General features: G+C 70.2%; 20 protein-coding genes. 12 read left to right on the top strand and 8 right to left on the bottom strand.

The genetic code is table 11. From position 1 onward, the window contains the following. The first annotated feature begins 14 nt into the window (after positions 1-14). The 4 genes from cydB (at position 15) to ABD951_RS25910 (ending at position 5775) form a co-directional block, all read left to right on the top strand. A complete protein-coding gene (gene cydB, locus ABD951_RS25925; protein WP_345352436.1) occupies positions 15-1037 on the top strand; it encodes a cytochrome d ubiquinol oxidase subunit II in 1023 nt (340 codons plus the stop codon). Next, positions 1034-2728 (top strand): thiol reductant ABC exporter subunit CydD, encoded by a 1695-nt coding sequence (gene cydD / locus ABD951_RS25920; protein ID WP_345352433.1) that lies wholly within the window; start codon positions 1034-1036, stop codon positions 2726-2728. Before cydB ends, cydD begins: the two co-directional genes overlap by 4 nt. Then, on the top strand, positions 2725-4425 hold the full coding sequence (cydC, locus tag ABD951_RS25915) for a thiol reductant ABC exporter subunit CydC (RefSeq protein ID WP_345352430.1): 1701 nt from the start codon (positions 2725-2727) through the stop codon (positions 4423-4425). The genes cydD and cydC overlap by 4 nt, the downstream gene beginning before the upstream one ends. Positions 4426-4557: 132 nt before the next feature. Next, positions 4558-5775: a lipase family protein gene (locus ABD951_RS25910; RefSeq protein WP_345352427.1), complete on the top strand. Its 1218-nt coding sequence runs from the start codon at positions 4558-4560 to the stop codon at positions 5773-5775. Positions 5776-6196: 421 nt separating this feature from the next. On the opposite strand, the gene ABD951_RS25905 is transcribed toward ABD951_RS25910, so the two are convergent. Continuing rightward, the gene (locus ABD951_RS25905; RefSeq protein ID WP_345353247.1) at positions 6197-6811 is read right to left on the bottom strand and encodes a heme-binding beta-barrel domain-containing protein; all 615 of its coding nucleotides are present in this window, start codon (positions 6809-6811) and stop codon (positions 6197-6199) included. A 443-nt stretch (positions 6812-7254) separates the two neighbouring features. On the opposite strand from ABD951_RS25905, the gene ABD951_RS25900 reads away from it, so the two are divergent. Next, positions 7255-8544, top strand: a complete 1290-nt coding sequence (locus ABD951_RS25900; protein WP_345352424.1) for a cutinase family protein — start codon at positions 7255-7257, stop codon at positions 8542-8544. Between the two features lie 54 nt (positions 8545-8598). Here the strand turns inward: ABD951_RS25900 and ABD951_RS25895 are convergent, their stop codons facing one another. From ABD951_RS25895 to ABD951_RS25875, 5 genes are all read right to left on the bottom strand, one after another. Further along, the gene (locus ABD951_RS25895; protein ID WP_345352421.1) at positions 8599-8904 is read right to left on the bottom strand and encodes a DUF1416 domain-containing protein; all 306 of its coding nucleotides are present in this window, start codon (positions 8902-8904) and stop codon (positions 8599-8601) included. Positions 8905-8909: 5 nt separating this feature from the next. Further along, the gene (locus tag ABD951_RS25890) at positions 8910-9743 is read right to left on the bottom strand and encodes a sulfurtransferase (protein ID WP_345352418.1); all 834 of its coding nucleotides are present in this window, start codon (positions 9741-9743) and stop codon (positions 8910-8912) included. 43 nt (positions 9744-9786) lie between these two features. Then, positions 9787-10284, bottom strand: a complete 498-nt coding sequence (locus ABD951_RS25885; protein ID WP_345352415.1) for a DUF4395 domain-containing protein — start codon at positions 10282-10284, stop codon at positions 9787-9789. A 221-nt stretch (positions 10285-10505) separates the two neighbouring features. Further along, complete coding sequence (locus ABD951_RS25880; RefSeq protein ID WP_345352412.1) at positions 10506-10985, bottom strand: thioredoxin family protein; 480 nt, start codon at positions 10983-10985, stop codon at positions 10506-10508. Continuing rightward, a complete protein-coding gene (locus ABD951_RS25875; RefSeq protein WP_345352409.1) occupies positions 10982-11761 on the bottom strand; it encodes an LmeA family phospholipid-binding protein in 780 nt (259 codons plus the stop codon). Before ABD951_RS25875 ends, ABD951_RS25880 begins: the two co-directional genes overlap by 4 nt. A 172-nt stretch (positions 11762-11933) precedes the next feature. On the opposite strand from ABD951_RS25875, the gene ABD951_RS25870 reads away from it, so the two are divergent. The 7 genes from ABD951_RS25870 (at position 11934) to pstB (ending at position 18539) form a co-directional block, all read left to right on the top strand. After that, positions 11934-12710, top strand: coding sequence for a winged helix-turn-helix transcriptional regulator (locus ABD951_RS25870; RefSeq protein WP_345352406.1), 777 nt, complete (start codon positions 11934-11936; stop codon positions 12708-12710). After that, on the top strand, positions 12711-13643 hold the full coding sequence (gene mshD, locus ABD951_RS25865; RefSeq protein WP_425569964.1) for a mycothiol synthase: 933 nt from the start codon (positions 12711-12713) through the stop codon (positions 13641-13643). Positions 13644-13645: 2 nt separating this feature from the next. After that, the gene (locus tag ABD951_RS25860) at positions 13646-14371 is read left to right on the top strand and encodes a lysophospholipid acyltransferase family protein (protein ID WP_345352403.1); all 726 of its coding nucleotides are present in this window, start codon (positions 13646-13648) and stop codon (positions 14369-14371) included. A gap of 194 nt (positions 14372-14565) precedes the next feature. Beyond that, complete coding sequence (gene pstS, locus ABD951_RS25855) at positions 14566-15699, top strand: phosphate ABC transporter substrate-binding protein PstS (protein ID WP_345352400.1); 1134 nt, start codon at positions 14566-14568, stop codon at positions 15697-15699. Positions 15700-15754: 55 nt separating this feature from the next. Continuing rightward, positions 15755-16804 carry a phosphate ABC transporter permease subunit PstC gene (gene pstC / locus ABD951_RS25850; protein ID WP_345352397.1) on the top strand — a complete coding sequence of 350 codons (1050 nt, stop codon included), beginning with the start codon at positions 15755-15757 and terminating at the stop codon, positions 16802-16804. 1 nt (position 16805) lies between these two features. Further along, complete coding sequence (pstA, locus tag ABD951_RS25845) at positions 16806-17714, top strand: phosphate ABC transporter permease PstA (protein WP_345352395.1); 909 nt, start codon at positions 16806-16808, stop codon at positions 17712-17714. 48 nt (positions 17715-17762) lie between these two features. Further along, positions 17763-18539: a phosphate ABC transporter ATP-binding protein PstB gene (gene pstB / locus ABD951_RS25840; protein ID WP_345352392.1), complete on the top strand. Its 777-nt coding sequence runs from the start codon at positions 17763-17765 to the stop codon at positions 18537-18539. A gap of 285 nt (positions 18540-18824) precedes the next feature. On the opposite strand, the gene phoU is transcribed toward pstB, so the two are convergent. Together phoU and ABD951_RS25830 are read right to left on the bottom strand one after the other, a co-directional pair. Next, on the bottom strand, positions 18825-19496 hold the full coding sequence (gene phoU, locus ABD951_RS25835; RefSeq protein WP_345352389.1) for a phosphate signaling complex protein PhoU: 672 nt from the start codon (positions 19494-19496) through the stop codon (positions 18825-18827). Between the two features lie 94 nt (positions 19497-19590). Beyond that, positions 19591-21516, bottom strand: a complete 1926-nt coding sequence (locus tag ABD951_RS25830) for an LCP family protein (RefSeq protein WP_345352386.1) — start codon at positions 21514-21516, stop codon at positions 19591-19593. Positions 21517-21600: the final 84 nt, after the last annotated feature.

Raw genomic sequence — 21600 nt, 5'->3', positions numbered from 1 at the left:
TCGAGGACTTGACCATGGGACTTCAGGAATTCTGGTTCATCGTCATCGCGGTGCTGTTCACCGGCTACTTCGTGTTGGAGGGCTTCGACTTCGGTGTCGGAATGCTGTTCCCGGTGCTCGGCCGGACCGACACCCGGCGGCGGGTGCTGCTCAACACGATCGGGCCGGTCTGGGACGGCAACGAGGTGTGGCTGATCACCGGCGGCGGTGCGTTGTTCGCGGCCTTCCCGGAGTGGTACGCCACGCTGTTCTCCGGCTTCTACATCCCGCTGCTGTTGATCCTCGTCTCGCTCATCCTGCGGATCTGCGCGATCGAGTGGCGCGGCAAGATCGACGACCCCACGTGGCGGGCACGCTGCGACGCCGGGATCATGATCGGCTCGTGGGTTCCTGCGGTGCTCTGGGGCGTCGCGTTCGCGAACATCGTGCGCGGCGTGGCGATCGACGAGAACAAGCGGGTCGTCTCCGGGTTCTTCGACCTGCTGAGCCCGTACGCCCTGCTCGGCGGCGTCACCACGGCACTGGTATTCGCGCTGCACGGTGCGGTGTTCGTCGCGCTCAAGTCGGCCGGAGAGGTTCGCGAGGACGCGGTGAAACTGGCTGCGCGACTGTCGGTCCCGGCGGTGGTGGTGGCCGGGGCCTTCGTGCTGTGGACGCAGCTGTCCTACGGCAAGGGGTGGACCTGGATCCTGGTCGGGGTGGCCGCGGCAGCCCTGCTCGGTGTCGTCGCGCTGACGGTGGTCGCGCGCGAGGGATGGGCCTTCGTGCTCACGTCGGTCGCGGTGATCGCCACCGTCGCACTGCTGTTCGGCTCGCTGTACCCGTACCTGATGCCGTCGACGATCGACGACGCGTACAGCCTGACGATCTACAACGCCTCGTCGAGTCCGTACACCCTGAAGGTGATGACGTGGGCCGCCGCGTTCCTGACCCCGATCGTCCTGATCTACCAGGGGTGGACGTACTGGGTCTTCCGGCAGCGTATTTCGACCGCGCAGATTCCGCCGTCGATCGGGCTGCCGCTGAAGACCCGATGACCGTCGACTCGCCGGCCACGCCCGGGCCCGTCCGGCGCAGGCGTGGCCCCGTCGATCCCCGGCTGTGGCGGTACTCGCGTTCCGCGCGCGGATACCTGGTTCTCTCGGTTGCCCTTTCGCTGCTGATCGCGGTCACCGTGATCGTGTCGGCGGTGATGATCGGCACGATCCTGGCCGGGGTGATCACCGACTCCGGCGCCCGGTCGATCGGCGACTGGACCGTCGAACTGGCGGTGCTGGCGGCGGCCGTCGCGGTCCGCACCGCGACCACCTGGGTGGCGGACCGGTACGCGCACCGGTCCGCGTCCCGGGTGATCGGCGAGCTGCGCGGAGAGGTCCTCGACGCCGCGACGGCACTGACGCCACGCGATCTCGGGCCCCGGCGGGACGAGGTCGCGACCGTGCTGACCCGCGGAATCGAGGGCCTGCGCGCGTATCTCACCGGCTACCTCCCTGCGCTGCTGCTCGCGGTCGCCGTCACCCCGCTGACGCTGGTCGCGGTCGCGGGCGCCGACCTCACCTCGGCGGTGATCGTGGTGATCACGCTGCCGCTGATCCCGGTCTTCATGATCCTGATCGGGCTGCTCACCAAGGACAAGGCCGCCGCCGCGTTGCGGACGATGACCCAGTTGTCGGCGCAGCTCCTCGACCTGATCGCGGGACTGCCGACGCTGCGCGCCCTCGGCCGCGAACGCGGCCCCGCCGCGCGGGTGCGCGAACTCGGCGACACGCACCGCCGGACCGCGATGGCCTCGCTGCGGATCGCCTTCCTCTCGTCGATGGTGCTGGAACTGCTGGCGACGTTGTGCGTCGCGTTGATCGCGGTCAGCATCGGCCTGCGGCTCGTGTTCGGTGAGATGGGGCTGCGAGCCGGGGTGATCGCGCTCGTCCTCGCGCCGGAGGTGTATCTGCCGCTGCGCGCGGTCGGCGCGCAGTTCCACGCGGCGGAGGACGGAATGGCCGCCGCGGACAAGGCATTCGGTCTCCTCGACGAGCGGGCCGCCGCGACCCCGGTCGGTGAGGGCGCGGTGCCGGCCGGCGCCGTCGTGCTCCGCGGGGTCGGGATGCGCAGCCGGACCGGGTGGGCCCCACGCGGCCTGGACCTGACCGTCGAACCCGGACGGGTGACGGTCCTGACCGGTGCCAACGGCTCCGGGAAGTCGACGGTGCTGCAACTGATCCTGGGTCTGGACACCCCCGACGAGGGGCGGGTGCTGGTTGGCGGGACCGATGTTCGCGACCTCGACCCGCGGGCGTGGTGGCGGTCGGTGTCGTGGCTGCCGCAGCATCCCGTGCTGGTCCCCGGCACCCTGCGTGAGAACCTCGAGCTGACCGGCCCGGTCGCCGTCACGGACGGCGACCTCCGGTCGGTCTGCGCCGCCACCGGATTCGACGCGGTGCTGCGGGACCTGCACGCGGGGTGGGACACCGTCGTCGGGGTCGGCGGGCTGGGGCTGTCCCTCGGCCAGCGGCAGCGGCTCGCGTTGACCCGGGCGCTGCTCACCGACGCCCCGGTGGTCCTGCTCGACGAGCCCACCGCGCACCTCGACCCCGAGTCGGAGCGGGCGGTGCTCGCCGCTATCCGGGGGCTCGCGGGCTCGGGACGCGCGGTGCTGGTGGTCGGGCACCGCGCACCGGTGCTCGCCGCGGGCGACGTCGTGGTCACCGTCGGGACGGAGGTGCCGGCGTGACACGGGATCCGCTGTGGCGAGCACTGTCCCTGCTCGACCTCAGCCCGCGCCGGGTGCTGTACGCCGTCCTCGCCGGGGTCGCGACACTCGGCAGCGCGCTCGCGCTCGCCGCGCTGTCGGCCTGGCTGATCACCCGCGCCTGGCAGATGCCGCCGGTGCTGGATCTGTCGGTCGCCGTCGTCGCCGTTCGTGCGCTGGGCATCTCGCGGGGACTGTTCCGGTACCTGGAACGACTCGCCACCCACGACGCCGCGCTGCGGGGCACCGTCTCGGCCCGGGAGAATCTCTACCGACGCCTCGCCGCCGGCGACCCCGCCGCCCCGGCGGGGCTGCGGCGCGGAGACCTGTTGGCGCGCACCGGCGCCGACGTCGACGCGCTCGGCGACGTCGTGATCCGGGCGCTGGTCCCGATGGCCGTCGCGCTGATCATGGCGGTGGCCGCGGTCGGCGGGCTGGCCCTGATCTCCCCGGCCGCCGCCCTGGTGCTCGCGGTCGCGCTCGCGGTCTCCGGCGCGGCGGCTCCGATGCTGTCGGCGCGGGCCGCGCGACTGGCCGAGGCGGCCGGATCCGAGTCGGTCACGCGGTACGCGGAGACCGCGGTGCTCGCGCTCGACCACGCCGCCGAACTGCGGGTGGCCGGTCGGCTCGAGGGCGTGGTCCGGCGCGCCGGCGGGTGGGACGCCGCGGCGATCCGTGCGACCGACCGCGCCGCGGTCCCGTCCGCGTTCGCGGCCGCCGCGACCCCGCTCGCGATCGGTGCGAGCGTGCTCGGCTCGCTGCTGATCGGGATCGCCGCCTACGGGCCGGGCGGCGGCACGCCGGGTGCGATGACCCCGATGGCGCTCGGCATCCTGGTGCTGTTGCCGCTGTCGGCGTTCGAGGCGACGTCGGCGCTGCCCGCGGCCGCGGTCGCGCTGACCCGCGGCCGGCTGGCGTCCGCCCGAATCATGGACCTGCTCGACCGGTCCGGGAACCCCCGCGACGGGGGCGGCACCGAGGTCCGGGAACCGGTGCACCTGCGGGCGTCGGGCCTGCGGTCCGGCTGGCCGGGGTCGCCCGCGTCGGACGCGCCACTGGACCTCGGCCTCGCGCCCGGGTCACGGACCGCGGTCGTCGGGCCGTCCGGGGCCGGTAAGACCACCCTGCTGATGACCCTGGCCGGACTGCTGCCCCCGGTCGCGGGCACCGTGACCGTCAACGGCGTCCCGATCGACGACTCGGACCCCGGCACGCTGCGCCACGAGGTCGGATTCTTCGCCGAGGACGCCCACCTCTTCGACACGACGCTGCTCGAGAACCTGCGTGTCGCGCGCGGCGACCTCGACGAGCAGCAGGCATCGACCGCGCTCGACGCCGTCGGGCTGGGGGAGTGGGTGACGTCGCTGCCCGAGGGCGTCCACACCACACTCGCCGGCGGCGGCAGGTCCGTCTCCGGCGGCCAGCGCCGCCGGCTGCTGCTCGCCCGCGCGCTGGTGTCGCCGGCGCGGGTGCTGCTGCTCGACGAACCCACCGAGCACCTCGACGCGCAGGCAGGCGCGTCCGTCCTGCGCGGTCTGCTCGATCGCGCGGGTGGCCTCGTCGACCCGGACCGCACCGTCGTCGTCGTGACGCATCACCTGCCGACCGGATCCGCCGCCGACCGCGTCGTGGTGGTCCGCCCGGCCGAGCGGAGCGCGGGTGCCGGGCACAGGCCGTAATCTGTCCGAGACCCAATGCTGCGACGTCGCAACCAAGCGGTGACACGATTCGTGGGGGAGTGTCACGACGGCCTGGCATGATCGCGGGTCGAAGTGCTCGGTCCGACGTCCATACGACTCCGGGAGTTGTTCATGGCAGCGTTGATTCGCAGACTTGTCACCGGTTGCGTGGTCGGCCTTCTCGCAGTGGGCACCGCCTTCGCGGGCGGTGTGACGGCATCGGCGCTCCCGGTGTACCCGGCGTCCGATCCCGATCCGTTCTTCACCGCGCCACCGGACGTCGCGGCGCACCAGCCGGGTGACGTCCTGAAGATCCGGCAGATGCCTCCCAACCTGTACTTCCCGGGCAGCCAGGTGTGGGAACTGCTCTTCCGGACGACGGATTCGGAGGGCAAGCCGATCGCGGCGAACACCACGTTCCTGCTGCCGCCGAACCACACGCCGGACGGACCTCTGCTCTCGTACCAGCACATCATCAATGCGCTCGGACACAAGTGCAAGATCGCGACCGAGCTGTACACGACCGATCCGCTCACGCAGATCCGGGAGGCGCCGGGCCTGAACATCGCGCTGGCCCGGGGCTGGGCGGTGGCCCTGCCCGACCACCTGGGTCCGCGCATGGCGTACGGCGCGGCCAAGCTCGGCGGTCAGATCACCCTCGACGGCATCCGCGCGGTGAAGAAGGTGCCGCAGCTGCTCGTGGCACACAGTCCGGTCGGACTCGGCGGCTACTCGGGTGGCGGCATGGCGACGGCGTGGGCCGCGGCGCTGGCCCCCGACTACGCGCCGGAACTGAACATCGTCGGCGCCGCCGAGGGCGGGGTGCCGATGAACCTCGGGAAGATGGCGTCCGCGCTCGGGACCAATCCGCATCCAGCGTTCGGGCTCGCGATGGCCGCCGCACTCGGGCTCGAGCGCGAGTACCCGGACCGCATGAACGTCACCGACCAGCTCAACGACAACGGACGCTGGCTGCTGTCGATGATCCAGAACGGCTGCACCAACGAGATCATGTTCTGGGGCATCGGCCGGGCCGCGAACCAGGTGACGAACAACCCGGACTTCCTGGACGACCCGGCCGCCTGGCAGGTGATGGCGGAGAACAGCCTCGAGATGTACCCGGGCGTCCCGAACGCGCCGATCTTCGAGTGGCACAGCCCGACCGACACCCTGGTCCCGGTCGACTCGATCGACAACACCGTGCGGCGGTACTGCGACGCCGGCGTGGCGGTGCAGACCCTGCTGACCCCGAGCCCCGACCATCTGTCCGCCGCGGTCCTCGGCCTCCCGCAGTCGCTGGACTGGCTCGACGCCCGCTTCCGCGGCGACCCCGCCCCGTCCACCTGCTGAGTTCGCCGGCCGAATAATCCGTTGCCGATGCCGGGGCACGGGCGTACGTTCGGCGGTACACGAGGAAGGAGGTGGTCTGAAGTTGAGTACAACCAGGACGCGTGAGGTGGCTGTCAGCTAGCCGCAGAACGCTGACAGGAATTCACCTGACCGCACCGCGGCCGGCGAATCCCAGACAGCCACCCGGCCCCCGAGCCCCGGTCTCGTCCGACCGGACCAGGACGCACCCCGTCCGGCTCGGGGGCCGTTCTGCGCTCCGCAGCCGTGAGTGAACGGCACGGCGGAGCGGCCCGTGCGGGGGTCGGGGAGGTGCGGGGTTCGCGGGGTCGTCACCGCCCGCACCGTCGAGCCGGGTGCCGACAGGCGGGCCGTCGAACCCGGCTTGTCCACAGGGTCCTGTGGATGGATGCGCGAAGGCGCGCTAACCGATGTAGCGCTGCAGGCGCGCGGAGAGGTGAGGCTTCAGGTCGCCGTCGGCGAGGATCCGCTCCTCGACGTAGGCGAGGTCGCCGCCCTCGACGATGCCGTAGAGCCGCTTCGCGCCGCCGACGAGGGCGCCGTTCTTGCTGCGGATCACCACGTCGGTGGCCAGCTCCCAGCTCGACTGGGTCAGCGCCTGGCCGTAGTACAGCTCGACGACGCCGGTCGCGTGGGAGAGCAGCAGTTCGACGACCTCTTCGTCGACGCTGCCGGGAATGCCGTCACCACCGACCCGCCAGTACCCGCTCTCGCGCAGGTCCGGACCGGTGTACCGACCGTCGGCGTCCAGCCGCCACGACCGCGACTCCCAGTTCAGGTAGTTGCCGCCGTCGTGCGAGACGACGATCTGCTGGCCGAAGCGGTAGTCCCCGGACTCCGGGTCGTTCCCCTCGCCCTCGCCCCGCCACACACCGACGAGCGGCAGCAGCGCGAGCATCCCCGGGTTCAGGTCGGGGCCCAGGCGCAGGTTCGCGGTGTCCTCGGGCAGTGGCAGGTCCGGCAGGACCGGAATGTTCAGCCCGGCGGTGTCCTTGGCGCGTTCGATCGCATCGGCCACGGCCTTGTCGCCGCTGCCGCGTCGAACGGGCGCGGGATCGTCCCCACCATCACGTGACCCCGACGGAGCCGGTGGCTCGTCCCGGGGGTCGACGGGCCGGCCGTCGCCGGACTCGCTCACGGCTTGTCGGTGACCAGCCGGTACACGACGTACAGGGAGAACCAGGTAATCAGAATGGCTGCGAGAACCAGCAGCACCTCGAAGAAGATGACCACGGGGCTAGCTTAGACCCACCTGTTTCGGGACAGACGCAGCGGGGGGTGACGCTCGATTCCCCCGGGCCCACGGCGAGTCCCGGTCGGTCGAAGCGCCCCGGATCGCGGAAGTGTTGTACGTTTCTGCCGATCGTCGTCTCGTCGTTTTCACCCGTCCAGATCCAATCATGGTCGATGGCCTTCGGGGGAGGACCGATGCACCGTCCTGGTTCTGTCAGGTTCGCGGCGGTGGGTGTGCTGGTGGCGGCGTGCGTGTCGGTGCTGCCGAGCGTCGCGAACGCGGACCCGTTCGGGTCGTCGTCGCCGCCCGCGGTGGACCCGAACAACCATGCGTCGGACTGCCCGGACCTCCTGATCCTCGCGGTCAACGGCGGAGCGGATTCCAGCTCGGACCGGAATCCGTACGACGACGCGGCACTCGACAACAGTCTCGGCAACCTGACCGTCGCCGCCGGGGCGGCGAACAGCGCGCATCCCGGCTCGCTGGGATGGGTCTACGTCCCGTACGCCTCGACGTACGGCCTGGGGGTGAGCCGGGTCCCCACCTATCAGGAGGCGATCGCGGAAGGCGTCGCGTCGACCAATCGACTTCTCGACGGCAACAAGACCGCGTGCGGGGACACGACGAAGTACGCCCTGGTCGGCTACAGCATGGGGGCGGAGGTCGTCGAGCGCGTCGCCGTCGAACTCGGGCACCGAGACGGCAGTGCCCACGTCAACGCCGACGACATCGCCGGCGTCGCCCTGGTCGGGGATCCGTACCGCGCCGCCGGCACGCCCTCGCTGGATGCGCCCGGACCCTCCGGCGGTGGCTTCGTCTCCGCGAAAGCCCGGGACTACGGAGCGCTGGACGGCAAGATCGTCTCGGCGTGCCGGGTCTACGACATCTCGTGCGACGCCCCGCGCAACATTGCGATCCTCGACCTCGCCCTCGCCGTCCTCGGTCAGATGCACTTCACCCTGCTCGACCCGCTCGGGACCGTCAGCGACCTCGAGCGCACCGCGGCGTCGATCGCGCAGCGTGCGGTGGCGGAGATCGTGTCGCAGGGCGACTGGTTCGAATCCGAGGAGTCACTCCTCGACGTGCTGATCAAGGTCGCCGACCAGACGTACCGGGTCGATTACGACAAGGCTCACGGGAACCAGCTCACACCGGGCGAGACCCTGAAGTGGGCGATGGGTCCGGGCTGGGACGTCATCAGCCGGAAGGTGAACAACGAGCTGACGGGTTTCGCTCGGGACAACAGCGGTGTGCCCGAGTTGATCACCAGGCCCTACATCGTCTTCGGTGTTCTTCAACACGTGGGGTACTGGAAGAACTTCGACGGACGGTATCCGGAGACGGCGAAGCTGGTCGACTGGATCACCGCGCTCGCGGCGGAGAACAGGAGCGATCGCGTCGCACCGCAGCAGGACCCACGTCCCGAACGGGGCGGTGCGGGATCGACGTCGGCCTCGGAACCGGCCGCGTTCGTCGGTGCGATCGAGCAGATGCGAGCGACCCCGCCCTCGAAGTGAGAGCGGGGTCGCCGCGGCGGTGCCGCCAATTGTTGCCGGGAATCGTCCCGCCTACTACTTGCTGACGGTGATGTCCACGTTGTGGATGCCGTTGGCCTCGGGGCTGACGGTGCTCTGGCCGTTGCCGGTGCTCGACAGTGCCCGCACGGTCCAGGTGCCGGGGGCGGCGAAGAAGCGGAAGTCGCCGGTGCCGGACGCGACGACCTCCGCGGTGAACTCACCGGTGCCGTCGAGCAGGCGGACGAACGCGCCGCCGACCGGCTGGCCGTCCGCGGCCAGCACACGGCCGGTGATCACGGTCTCCTTCGACGCGTCGACGCCGGCGGGCAGGGTCTGACCCTGAACAGGTGCTCCACACATGATTCTTATGCTCCCAACTCGATCGGTGCACCGACCAGCGAGCCGTACTCGACCCAGCTGCCGTCGTAGTTCTTGACGTTCTTCTTGCCGAGCAGCTCCTGCAGCACGAACCAGGTGTGGCTCGACCGCTCGCCGATGCGGCAGTACGCGATGGTTTCCCGGCTGTCGTCGAAGCCCTTGGCCGCGTACAGCTTCTCGAGGTCCTCGTCGGACTTGAACGTGCCGTCCTCGTTCGCGGTGGTGCTCCACGGGATGTTGATGGCACCGGGAACGTGGCCGCGCTGCTGCGCCTGCTCCTGGGGCAGGTGCGCGGGCGCGAGGATCTTGCCGGCGAACTCGTCGGGCGAGCGGACGTCGACCAGGTTCTTCGAACCGATCGCGGAGATGACCTCGTCGCGGAACGCGCGGATCGACGTGTCGGCCTCGGCGGCCTTGTAGTCGGTGGCCGGGCGGACGACCTCGTCCTTCGACAGCGGACGGCCGTCGAGCTCCCACTTCTTGCGGCCGCCGTCGATCAGCTTGACGTCCTTGTGGCCGTAGATCTTGAAGTACCAGTACGCGTACGCGGCGAACCAGTTGTTGTTGCCGCCGTACAGGATCACGGTGTCGTCGTTGTCGACGCCCTTCGCGGACAGCAGCGCCGAGAACTTCTCCCGGTCGAGGAAGTCGCGGCGGACACCGTCCTGGAGGTCCTTGCGCCAGTCGAGACGGATCGCGCCCTCGATGTGGCCGCCGTCGTAGGCCGAGGTGTCTTCGTCGACCTCGACGAACACCGTCTTCGGCGCGTTGAGGTTCTGCTCGGCCCAGTCGGCAGAGACCAGGACGTCGGAGCGAGCCATGGGTTTCCTTTCGGTACTTGTCTTGCGTGGGTCGGGGAGCGGTCTACGCCGTGATCGGGGACGAGGACCGGAAGCGGGCCACCAGCGGGTAGATCTGGCAGCCGAGGCAGAATCCGATGGAGGCGTTGAGCAGCGCCGCGAACAGCGCGAACCCGGTGGCGATCGTACCGAGCAGCGTGAGCCCCGTCAGAAACCCGAGGGTGCCGACGGTCGCGAAGACTCCGCCGACGAGCTGGGCGAACTTCAACGGGGCGACGGGCTCGCGTTCGGTGACCGGGCCGAGCCTGGGCGCGACGAACCGCGCGAACAACCGGCCGTACGGGCTGCGACGCGGACCGAGGGCCGCGCCGATCGCGAACACCACCGCCTGCACGGCGAGCAGCAGGCCGGCGGCGACGGGGGAGAAGACGGACACCACCAGCACGGCGATCAGGACGGCGGTGGTGACCCACGCCGCGAACCGGGGGCCGCGGACGTCGACCTGCAGGCCGGACACGCCACCGGTCACGGGGGCGCTGACGGGTGTGGTGTGGGTGGGCATTGCGGTGTGCTCCTGCTCGGATGCCGTGGACAGGTGTGACCGGGTCGACGGGCGTGCCGGATCGGTCACGGATGAGTTCTCGGGAACGGCGTCCGGACGAGCGGACGCGATGCGACCGTGAAGATCAGCAGCAGGGACAGCAACAACCGCCGAGGCGGCACAGATCGACTGCGCGGCGTCGGGTGAGCAGCAGCTCCTGGGCGGTGTGCACGTCGGCGAGCTTACCGGGTTTCCGGCGGATTTGAACCCTGGGGTTCGCACAGTGGGACCAGCGCCGCTTCCAGATCGGACGAGGTCGGGACCCCCGACACGCGGTGGCGTTGTACGCCGTCACCGTCGTAGACGAACGTCGTGGGCAGTGACAGCACACCGAGTTCGCGCGCCAGTGCCGGGTTTTCGTCGATGTCGAGTTCGAGATCCGTCGGTCGCGGGACGCCCGGGGCGAGCCGCGCGTCCAGCGCCGTCAGCGTCTGGCCGACGACCCGCCGCACCGCCGCGCAGGGGCCGCACCAGTCCGCGGAGAAGTGCAGCACCGTCGGTCCGGGACCGGTGACGCCGGCCTCGCGGAGCAGTGCCCGCCGGTGGTCGGTGGGTTCCGCGGCCGGCTCGGTGGCACGGACCTTCCCGGACCGGCCCTGCAGGACCAGCGCGACCACGAGCGCGGCGCAGAGGACCACGCCGAGCACGACGATGCCGGTCACGGCGCGAGCATTTCGTCGAGGTTGATCACCACGTTGTCTCCCGAACCCTCGATCGCGACCTGCGATCCCTCCGCGTACACCTTCGTCGGCCGGACCCCGAACGGCAGCTGCCGGACGTCGATCTCCTTCGTGAACAGCGACAGCACCGCCGGTTTCAGGACGGCGGGCACCGTGAAGTCGGCGTTGCCCTCCGGGCCGAAGTACAGGTCGGTGGCCACGATCGTGACCGCGTCGCCCTCGAGCACGAGGTCCGCGGTCACGCTGACGGTCGCGCGCAGCGGTCCGACCGGCACGGTGCCGGTGAGCACGATGCCACCGCCGGTGCTCATCCCGGAGCCGCCGGTGCCACCGGTGCCGTCGGAGCGGTCGGCGGGCGGCGCGGACACTTCGAGGTCAGGAATGCCCAGGTAGGCGCCCAGGGCGGTGGCCTCGATCTTGACCCGGCCGTCGAGGTGGTCGACCGGGATCGTGCGCACCCGGGCGCCGAGCAGGTCGGCGGCCGGGACGTGCACGCCGTGCAGGTCGGCCTCGACCGCCACGTCGCCGAGCGCGGCACTGGGCACCCCCTGGGTGCGGATCTCGACGTGCCGGTACCGGCCGTCGGCGGCCTGGCTGAGGAACGGGAAGCCGGTGATGGTCACCTGGGGGTCGGAGCTCAACGCGGCGCCCTCGCGCAGACTCCGCGAAACCCGGTACTCGGAGTAGGCCGCGGCACCGAAGTCGACGATCACGACCAGGGCCACCAGACACACCACGGCGAGTAACAGTTTGCGCACCGCCCCATTGTGACGGACCGGCGTCGACCGGACCGAGACGGACGGGCCGGGGCGAGCCGCACGGCGGGTTGTCCGTCGGGGAGGGAGACGCACGGCACGCTAGTCTGTACCCCGTAGTAGGCGTCACTGTCGGCCGTGCTCACGCACACGAATGGCTGGAAGGGGAGGCTGCGTGGAGTTGCTCCTGCTGACCTCCGACCCGAACCCGGAGTCGGTGTTGCCGTCCCTTGCGCTGCTCGCGCACACCGTTCGACCCGCACCGACCGAGGTGTCCTCGCTGCTCGACGCCGGGTCCGCGGACGTGGCCCTGGTCGACGCGCGCACCGATCTCGCCGCCGCCCGGGGGCTGTGCCGGCTGCTCGGCAGCACCGGGTCGGCGATCCCGGTGGTCGCGGTGCTCACCGAGGGCGGACTGGTCGCAGTGAATTCCGACTGGGGACTCGACGACATCCTGCTGCCCGGAACCGGCCCGGCGGAGCTCGACGCGCGGTTGCGGCTGCTGGTCGGCCGCAGCGGCGGACTCGCGAGCCCGGAGGCCACCGGCAAGATCACGCTCGGCGAACTGGTGATCGACGAGGGCACCTACACCGCGCGTCTGCGTGGGCGGCCGCTGGACCTGACGTACAAGGAATTCGAGCTGCTCAAGTACCTCGCACAGCACGCGGGCCGGGTGTTCACCCGCGCGCAGCTGCTGCAGGAGGTGTGGGGGTACGACTTCTTCGGCGGCACCCGCACCGTCGACGTGCACGTGCGACGGCTGCGCGCCAAACTCGGCCCCGAGTACGAGGCACTGATCGGGACGGTCCGCAACGTCGGGTACAAGGCGGTCCGGCCGAGCCGCAAGGCCGGATCCGGTGCCGCCCGGCCCGGCGACGAGGAGGACCTCGGACCCGAGGGCGACAATCCCGACGACACGGCGCTCACCACCGCGAACGGCACGGTCCTGTAGATGGCAGAACAGGGGATGAGCTGGTTCTATCTGCTCGACGCGGAACAGGAGGACCAGGTCCGCGACCTGTTGGCCCGGGCGGCCGCGGTCGACGGCACCGAACCGGTGTCCGAACAGGCGGTGCATCGGCTGACGGGGCGGTCCGCGACCGCGCACCTGCTGTGGACCGTCGACGATTCGATCGTCGGATACGCGGGTGTCGAACCCGCGCACGAAGGCCACCCGGCGATGGTCGAGGCCGCCGTCGACCCCGATCATCGGCGGCTCGGTATCGGCCGCGTGCTGGTGTCCACGGCACTGGAGCGCGGCGGCCCCGGAGCCCGGGTGTGGGCGCACGGTGACCTGCCCGCCGCCCGCGCCGTCGCGGCCCGGCTCGGGCTGCGCCCGGCCCGCGAACTGCTGCAGTTGCGCCGCCGGCTGAACGAGCCCGAATTGCCCGAAGTGGCGGTGCCCGCCGGTGTGACGTTGCGCACATACGCCGGCCCGAGCGACGACGGCGAACTGCTGCGCGTCAACGCGGCGGCCTTCGACTGGCATCCCGAGCAGGGCTCCTGGACGCAACGCGAGATCGACGAACGAGTGGCCGAGCCGTGGTTCGACCCGGCCGGGCTGTTCGTCGTCGCCGACACCGCCACCGGCGAGATGCTCGGGTTCCACTGGACCAAGGTGCACGTCGAGGCGCCCGCGGCCGACGGCGACACCGCCGAGCCCGCGATCGGCGAGGTGTACGTCGTCGCGATCGCGCCCACCGCGCAGGGGCGCGGTCTGGGCCGGCTGCTGACCGTCGCGGGCCTGCGGTACCTGCGGGACCGCGGGCTGGGCTCCGTGCTGCTCTACACCGAGGCGGACAACGAGTCCGCGCTGCACACATACCACCGGCTCGCCTTCGAGCGGTACCACGTCGATGTCGCATATGCAGGGGACGAAGGGTAGTCATGTTCTATTGGCTGTTGAAGTACGTGTTCGTCGGACCGTTCATCCGCCTGTACAACCGTCCGAAGGTGGAGGGGCTGGAGAACATTCCGGCGTCCGGCCCGGCGATCCTGGCCGGCAACCACCTGTCGATCGCGGACTGGCTGTTCGCGCCGCTGTCGTCGCCGCGACGGATCACGTACCTCGCCAAGAGCGAGTACTTCACCACCCCCGGCTTCAAGGGCGCGCTGCAGAAGGCGTTCTACTCCGGTTCCGGGCAGGTGCCGATCGACCGCAGCGGCGCCGACGCCGCCGGGGCAGCGCTCGCGACCGCGCGCCGGCTCCTCGACGAGGGCAAGCTCGTCGGGTTGTTCCCGGAGGGCACCCGATCCCCGGACGGCCGCCTGTACAAGGGCAAGACCGGTGCGGCGCGGCTCGCGTTGACCACCGGCATCCCGGTCATTCCGGTCGCGGTGATCGGCACCGACGAGATCTGCCCGCCCGGTCCGTTCCGGTGGCGTCGCCGCCGGGTGCAGGTCAAGTACGGCAAGCCGCTCGACTTCTCGCGGTTCGAGGGGATGGCAGGCAACCGGTGGGTCGAGCGCACCGTCACCGACGAGATCATGTACGAGCTGATGCGGATGTCCGGCCAGGAGTACGTCGACGTGTACGCGGCGTCGCTGAAGAACGCGCCCGCCAACGCGGACGTCGTCCGTGACTTCCGGGTCCCGGAGTCGAAGGCGAGCTAGGTCGCGTTCGCGCTGTTCGGGACCGGGATTCGCCTCGAACGTGGCGGATTTCACGCGCCCCAACGGGGCTTGCACGCAGGTGTTCACCTTGCGTTCATCCGCTCGGGACCGGCTGTCCATCACCCGCCCCTACCTTTCACGGCGAGGGTGGCGGAGTGCTGCCCGGACTTGACGAGTCTCCCGGAGGAATCAGCGTGAACTTCAAGCGCAATGCTGCCGTGCTCGGTGTGGTGGCTGTCGGTGCCATGACCCTGGCCGCGTGCGGCAGCGACAACAACTCGGCGTCGTCCGGCACCACCGTCAACAGCGCCGCGTCGAAGGCGACCTGCGAGGGCAAGGAGTCGCTCTCGGCCGCCGGCTCCTCCGCCCAGAAGAACGCGATGGACAACTTCGTCGCCACCTACATCGCGGTCTGCAAGGACAAGGGCAAGGACGTCAAGATCGCGTACAACCCCACCGGCTCCGGTGACGGCCGCACCCAATTCATCGCCAAGCAGGTCGACTTCGCCGGTTCCGACTCGGCGATCAAGGGCGACCAGGCCACTGCCGCCAAGGACCGCTGCGCCGCCAGCGACGCCTGGAACCTGCCGCTGGTGTTCGGGCCGATCGCGATCGCCTACAACCTCGACGGTGTTCAGGGCCTGACCCTCAACGCAGAGGTCCTCGCGAAGATCTTCACCGGCGCGATCACCACCTGGAACGACCCGGCGATCGCGGCGCTGAACAGCGGCGTCAGCCTGCCGAACGAGAAGATCACCCCGATCGTGCGCTCGGACTCCTCCGGCACCACCGACAACTTCCAGCAGTACCTGACCGCCGCCTCGAAGGGCGCGTGGACCAAGGGCGCCGGATCCGACTTCGTCGGCGGCGTCGGTGAGGGCGCGAAGGGCTCGGCGGGTGTCTCGCAGGCCGTGGCCGGCGCGCCGGGATCGATCACCTACGTCGAGAAGTCCTTCGCCGACCAGAACAAGCTGTCGACCGCGAAGATCGACTCCGGTTCCGGGGGTGTCGCGCTGACCGGGGAGACCGCGGGCAAGGCGATCGAGGGCGCGAAGTTCAAGAACGACGCCGTCGGCGACATGACGCTGGACCTGAACTCGATCTTCGCGACGAGCGAGCCGGGTGCCTACCCGATCGTGCTCGCCACCTACGAGATCGTCTGCTCGAAGGGGTACGACGCCGACACCGCGGCGGCCGTGAAGTCGTTCCTGACCAGCGCCGCGAACGAGGGCCAGACCGGCCTCGCCGAGCAGGGCTACGTGACGCTGCCGGGCACCGTGCAGGACAAGCTGAACGCGTCGATCGCGGCAATCGCGGCGATCGGCTGAGTGCATCCGACCGGCCGATCGCTCTATATTCGGATCTAGCAGAATGCGAGCGCAGATGAGCGACGCGCCCACCCAGTCGGCGCCTTCCGCATCCGATCCCGGCTCTGCCGGGGTCGGATCGGGCGGTCCGCTCGGATCACCGGAGGCACCGATCCCCACCTCGACCGCTACCTCCGGCAAGACGGTGGTTCGTCCGGGCGACCGGATCTTCACCGGCGTGACCACCGGTTCCGCGGTGTTCATCTCGGTGCTGATCGGGGCGATCGGCCTGTTCCTGGTGTGGCGCGCGGTGCCGGCGCTCGCGCGCGACGAGGTCAACTTCCTGACCAGCCGGTCCTGGGTGACGACGGACATCAACCACCTGGCGTTCGGTGTCCTGGACCTGCTGCAGGTCACCGTCCTCGTCTCGCTGTTCGCGCTGGTCCTGGCGATGCCGATCGCGCTGGGCATCGCGATCTTCCTGACCGAGTACGCCCCGCCGAAGGTGGCGCGGCCGCTCGCGTACGCCATCGACCTGCTCGCGGCGGTGCCGTCGATCGTCTACGGCCTGTGGGGCCTGTTGATCTTCGCGCCGGCGATCCGGCCGCTGGCGATGTGGCTCAACGAGCACCTGTCCTGGATTCCGCTGTTCGCCACCGGTTCCGGGTCGATCCAGGGTGGCGGCACGATCTTCACCGCCGGCATCGTGCTGGCGGTGATGATCCTGCCGATCATCACCGCCGTCACCCGCGAGGTCTTCAGCCAGACCCCGGTCGCGCACGTCGAGGCGGCCCTCGCGTTGGGCGCGACCAAGTGGGAGGTCGTCAAGACGACGGTCCTGCCGTTCGGCAAGTCCGGGTTCATCAGCGGTTCGATGCTCGGCCTCGGCCGGGCACTCGGCGAGACGATGGCGCTGTACATGATCCTGCGCACCACCGCGAAGGCGGCGACGTGGTCGCTGTTCGACGGTGGTTCGACGATCGCGTCGAAGATCGCCCTCGGGTACGCCGAGTTCAACAACGACATCCAGGCCGGTGCCTACATCGCCGCCGGCCTGGTGCTGTTCGTGCTGACCTTCGTGGTCAACGCCGCGGCCCGGGCCGCCGTCGCCGGGAAGAAGGACTGACATGTCGACGACCACCACGATGGATCGGCCGATCAAGGCCCCGACCTTCCAGGGCGTGAGCGTCCGGCGCCGGGTCAGCGACCTGACGGCCCGGGTCCTCGTCACCGCGTCGGTGCTCGTTGCGCTGGTGCCGCTGGTGTGGGTGCTGGTCACCGTGATCCGCAAGGGTCTGCCTGCGCTGACCAGCGCCACCTGGTTCACGAACTCGCTCAACGGCCTGACCGCGGCCGCGCCCGGCGGCGGCATCTACCACGCCCTGGTCGGCACGATCCTGCAGGGCGTGGTGTGCGCGGTGATCTCCATCCCGCTCGGCCTGGCCGTCGCCGTCTACCTGGTCGAGTACGCGGGACGCTCGCGGCTCGGCCGCCTGACCACGTTCATGGTCGACATCCTCTCCGGCGTGCCGTCGATCGTCGCGGCGCTGTTCATCTTCGCGTTGTGGATCGTCACGTTCGGGTTCCCGAAGTCGGCGTTCGCGGTGTCGCTGTCGCTGGTGCTGCTGATGGTGCCGGTCGTCATCCGCAGCACCGAGGAGATGCTCAGGATCGTCCCGCAGGACCTGCGGGAGGCGTCGTACGCGCTGGGTGTCCCGAAGTGGAAGACGATCATGCGGATCGTCATCCCGACCGCCCTGCCCGGCATCATCACCGGCGTCATGCTGGCCCTCGCCCGCGTCCTCGGCGAGACCGCGCCGCTGCTGATCCTGGTCGGCTACGCGCCGTTCATCAACTACAACCTCTTCGGTGGCGAGATGGGGTCGCTGCCCGGCGTGATGGTCGCGGAGATGAACAACCCGACCCCGGCCGGCGCGAACCGCATCTGGGGTGCGGCGCTGACCCTGATCCTGCTCATCGCGGTCCTCAACATCGCCGCGAAGGCGATCGGCCACCTCTCCCGGGTCCGCAAGTGACCCCACGAACTCCAGCCACCCGAGTCACCACCACGCAAGGGAGCCACCATGGCCAAGCGTCTTGATCTCAAGGACGTCAACATCTACTACGGCAAGTTCCACGCCGTCGCGGACGTCGGCCTGTCGGTGCCCCCGCGCAACGTGACCGCGTTCATCGGTCCGTCCGGTTGCGGCAAGTCGACGGTGCTGCGGTCCATCAACCGCATGCACGAGGTCACGCCCGGCGCCCGTGTCGAAGGCGCGATCCTGCTCGACGGCGAGGACATCTACGGTTCGCAGGTCGACCCCGTCGGGGTCCGCCGCACCATCGGCATGGTGTTCCAGCGCCCGAACCCGTTCCCGACGATGTCGATCCGCGACAACGTCGTCGCCGGCCTGAAGCTGCAGGGTGTCCGGAACAAGAAGGAACTCGACGAGGTCGCCGAGCGCTCGCTGCGCGGTGCGAACCTGTGGAACGAGGTCAAGGACCGCCTCGACAAGCCGGGTGGCGGCCTGTCCGGCGGTCAGCAGCAGCGACTGTGCATCGCCCGCGCGATCGCCGTCTCGCCCGACGTGCTGCTGATGGACGAGCCCTGCTCGGCCCTCGACCCGATCTCCACCCTCGCGATCGAGGACCTGATCACGGAGCTGAAGAAGGACTTCACGATCGTGATCGTCACCCACAACATGCAGCAGGCGGCCCGTGTCAGCGACCAGACCGCCTTCTTCAACCTCGAGGCCACCGGCAAGCCGGGCCGGCTCATCGAGATCGACGACACCGAGAAGATCTTCTCCAACCCGTCCCAGAAGGCCACCGAGGACTACATCTCCGGCCGCTTCGGATAGGCGCATCTCACCCGACGGCACCCCGGCCACCGCATGTGGACGGGGTGCCGTTCTCGTTGCAGGCCGCGTCGCCGTGACCGCCCCGCACCGGCCGGGGACCTCGGCGGCCGTTCCTCCCGTCGTCGTGCGGTGGGTCGTCGGGCGGCCGGCCGCCGGCCGCCGCGCACGACGTCGCCGAGCGTCGGTGCCACTCGTGACCGATCACCCGGCGGTCAGGCCCCCGACGAGAACGGGCGGTCGTCCGGCGGTCGCCGGACAACCGCCCGTTCGTCGGGGGTCGCAGGGTCAGGACAGTGCGCCGGTGTCCTCGGGGTCGACCGGCATCTTGCCGGTGACGAGGAAGATGACGCGCCGCGCGACCTCGACCGCGTGGTCGGCGAAGCGCTCGTAGAACCGGCCGAGCAGCGTGACGTCGACGGCGGCGGCGACACCGTGCTTCCATTCGCGGTCCATCAGGACCGTGAACAGGTGCCGGTGCAGGTCGTCCATCGCGTCGTCCTCCTCGCGGAGTTTCGCGGCGCGTTCGGGATCCCGCGTCTCGAGCACTTCCCGGGCGCCGGCGCCGAGCGCGACGGCGAGCCGGCCCATCTCCGCGAAGTAGCCGTTGACCTCCTCCGGGAGCACGTGGTTCGGATGCCGGCGGCGCGCGATCTTCGCGACATGCAGGGCGAGGGCACCCATCCGGTCGATGTCGGCGACGATCTGGATCCCACTGACCACGGACCGCAGGTCACCGGCGACCGGCGCCTGCAGGGCGAGCAGGGCGAACGCCCGCTCCTCGCACGCGACACTGAGATCGGTGATCTGGTCGTGGTCGCTGATGACCTCCTCGGCGAGGGTCAGGTCGGCCTGCAGCAGCGACTGGGTCGCCTTCTCCATCGCCGTACCCGCGAGACCCGCCATCTCGCCGAGCATGTCGGCGAGTTCGGTCATCTGTTCGTTGTAAGCCACGCGCATGACGTCACAGCCTAGTTCGCGAACCGGGCCAAGTCACGAGGACCAAGTGAACACCAAATGAATGTCGACGCACGTCAGGACCCTGCGGCGCGGGTCAGGCGCAGGTGTCGTCGGCGGCGTTGGTGAACGCGAGGTCGGCCGGCAGCTCGGGGACGGTCGTTCCGGACACCACGGTCGACTTCGGAGCGATCTTCGGGTGCAGCACCGAGCCGACCGGCTTCGGGGCGACGACGGTTCCGGTGAAGTCGGAGCCGAGGACCACGTCGACGATGCCGTCGAGGTCGTTGGTCTCGAGCAGCTGCGCCCCGGGAAGCGCGGCGGCGACCGTCGCGGCCTGCGCCTGCTGGCCGGGGCCGAAGCGGACGAGCGTGGCCGAGCTGGTTCCGCTGTAGTTGCCGACACCGTAGATCGAGAAGCCGTGGGCGCCGAGCGATTCCGCGGCCTTCGCCGCGACCCCGGTGACGCCGGACGCGTTCGACACCTGCACCGACACCGAGGACGGGGCGACCGCGGTCGTCTCCGGCGCCGGCGGCGGGGTGGCGGCGGTGGCCGGGGGCGCGGTCGCGGACGTGGCCGCCGCGGCGTCCTGCTTGCGGGACTCGCCGGGCAGCGGCTCGTCGTCGATGATCGCCTGGAAGATGCCGTGGATGTCGTCGAGACGCGGGATCTCGTTGCCGAGTTCGTTCGTGCCTGCCGTGGGGACCGTGAGGAAGGTGACGGCGCCGGCGTCCACCTTCTGCAGCGACCGGCCCAGCGTCACCAGCGACTTGGTGTCGACGTTCTGGACGAACGTGTCCCGGGTGAACGCGTTGATGAACCCGTTGAGCTTGCCGGGATCGAACAGCACCTTGTTCGACAGCGCGGACCGCAGCAGCGACGACAGGAACATCTGCTGCCGCTTGATGCGGCCGTAGTCGCCGTTGCCCTCCGCCTCCACCTTGCGGGCCCGCACGTAGTTCAGCGCGGTGCCGCCGTCGATGGTCTGCTTCCCCGGGCGGGCGAGGACGGTGCCGAGTTCGTCGTCGATCAGGGGCGCGGTGGCGCACACCTCGACGCCGCCGACCTGGTTGACCATCGACTCGAAACCGGAGAAGTCCATGCCGATGAAGTGCCCGATCTTCAGGCCGGACAGCTTCTGGATCACCTTGACCAGGCATTTCGGCCCGCCGAACGCGTAGGCCGAGTTCAGTTTGTCGTTGTCGGCGCCGGGATTGATCTCGCTCGTGTACTTGCCGGCGTCGTTGTCCCAGTTCTGGCAGCTCGGGCGCACGATGTCGAGGTCGCGGGGGAAGGACACCGCGACGACGCGACTGCGGTCGGCGGGAATGTTGACGAGGATGACGGTGTCGGAGCGCGAGCCCTCGGCGTCGGCGACGGTGCCTGCGCCGACACCGCCGTTCGCTCCGGCGCGGGTGTCGGTGCCGACGATCAGGTAGGTCTCGTCGCCGTACTGGCCGCCCGGGTCGACGACGTCGGTGCTGTCCAGGTCCAGGGCCGCGACCTGGCTGAAACCGCTGTCGGTGGCGCGGAGGTACCCCCACACCACGCCGGTCATGGCGAGCACCATGACCGCGAGCAGTGCGGTGCCGGTGCGTCCGATCACCCGGAGCCGGCGACGCTTGCGTTGCTTGCTCTCGACGAGCCGCGTCGTCGGCGACGTGCCGACCTGGGTCGGTCCGTCGGGTGTGACCGCGGTCGGCGCCGCTCGGTACATCCACCCGGCGGTGCGCGACCGCGTGGGTTCGGGCTCCGGTTCCGGTTCCGGTGCGGGAGGCGCGGTGGCGTCGTCGCGGCCGACCCGCTGCACCAGTTCGGCCACCGACAGCCGGTCGCTCGGCTCGTCGCTGCGGCCGCCGCGGATCCGTCCGCTGTCGGCCGGGGCCGGAGTGGTCGGCGCGGGCCCGGTGCGAGCGGGCGGTTCCGACCGGGGCCGGGGGGTCGGCCGGTTGACGTGCGAAATCGGTCTCTCCCAGGGGGCGCGACCCTCGGGCTGGGTGCCCGGATCGTGATCGTCGCCCAACTGGTGTCCCTATCTCTCGGCCGTTACGGCAGCGCTGCGCATCGCGCGATCACGCCATACGGTGCCAACATGATACTGATCGGG

It is taken from the genome of Rhodococcus olei (assembly GCF_039540555.1).
Lineage (GTDB): Bacteria > Actinomycetota > Actinomycetes > Mycobacteriales > Mycobacteriaceae > Rhodococcus_G > Rhodococcus_G olei.
The sequence above is the reverse complement of the archived record's forward strand: the minus strand, read 5'-3'. Positions and strand labels throughout refer to the sequence as shown.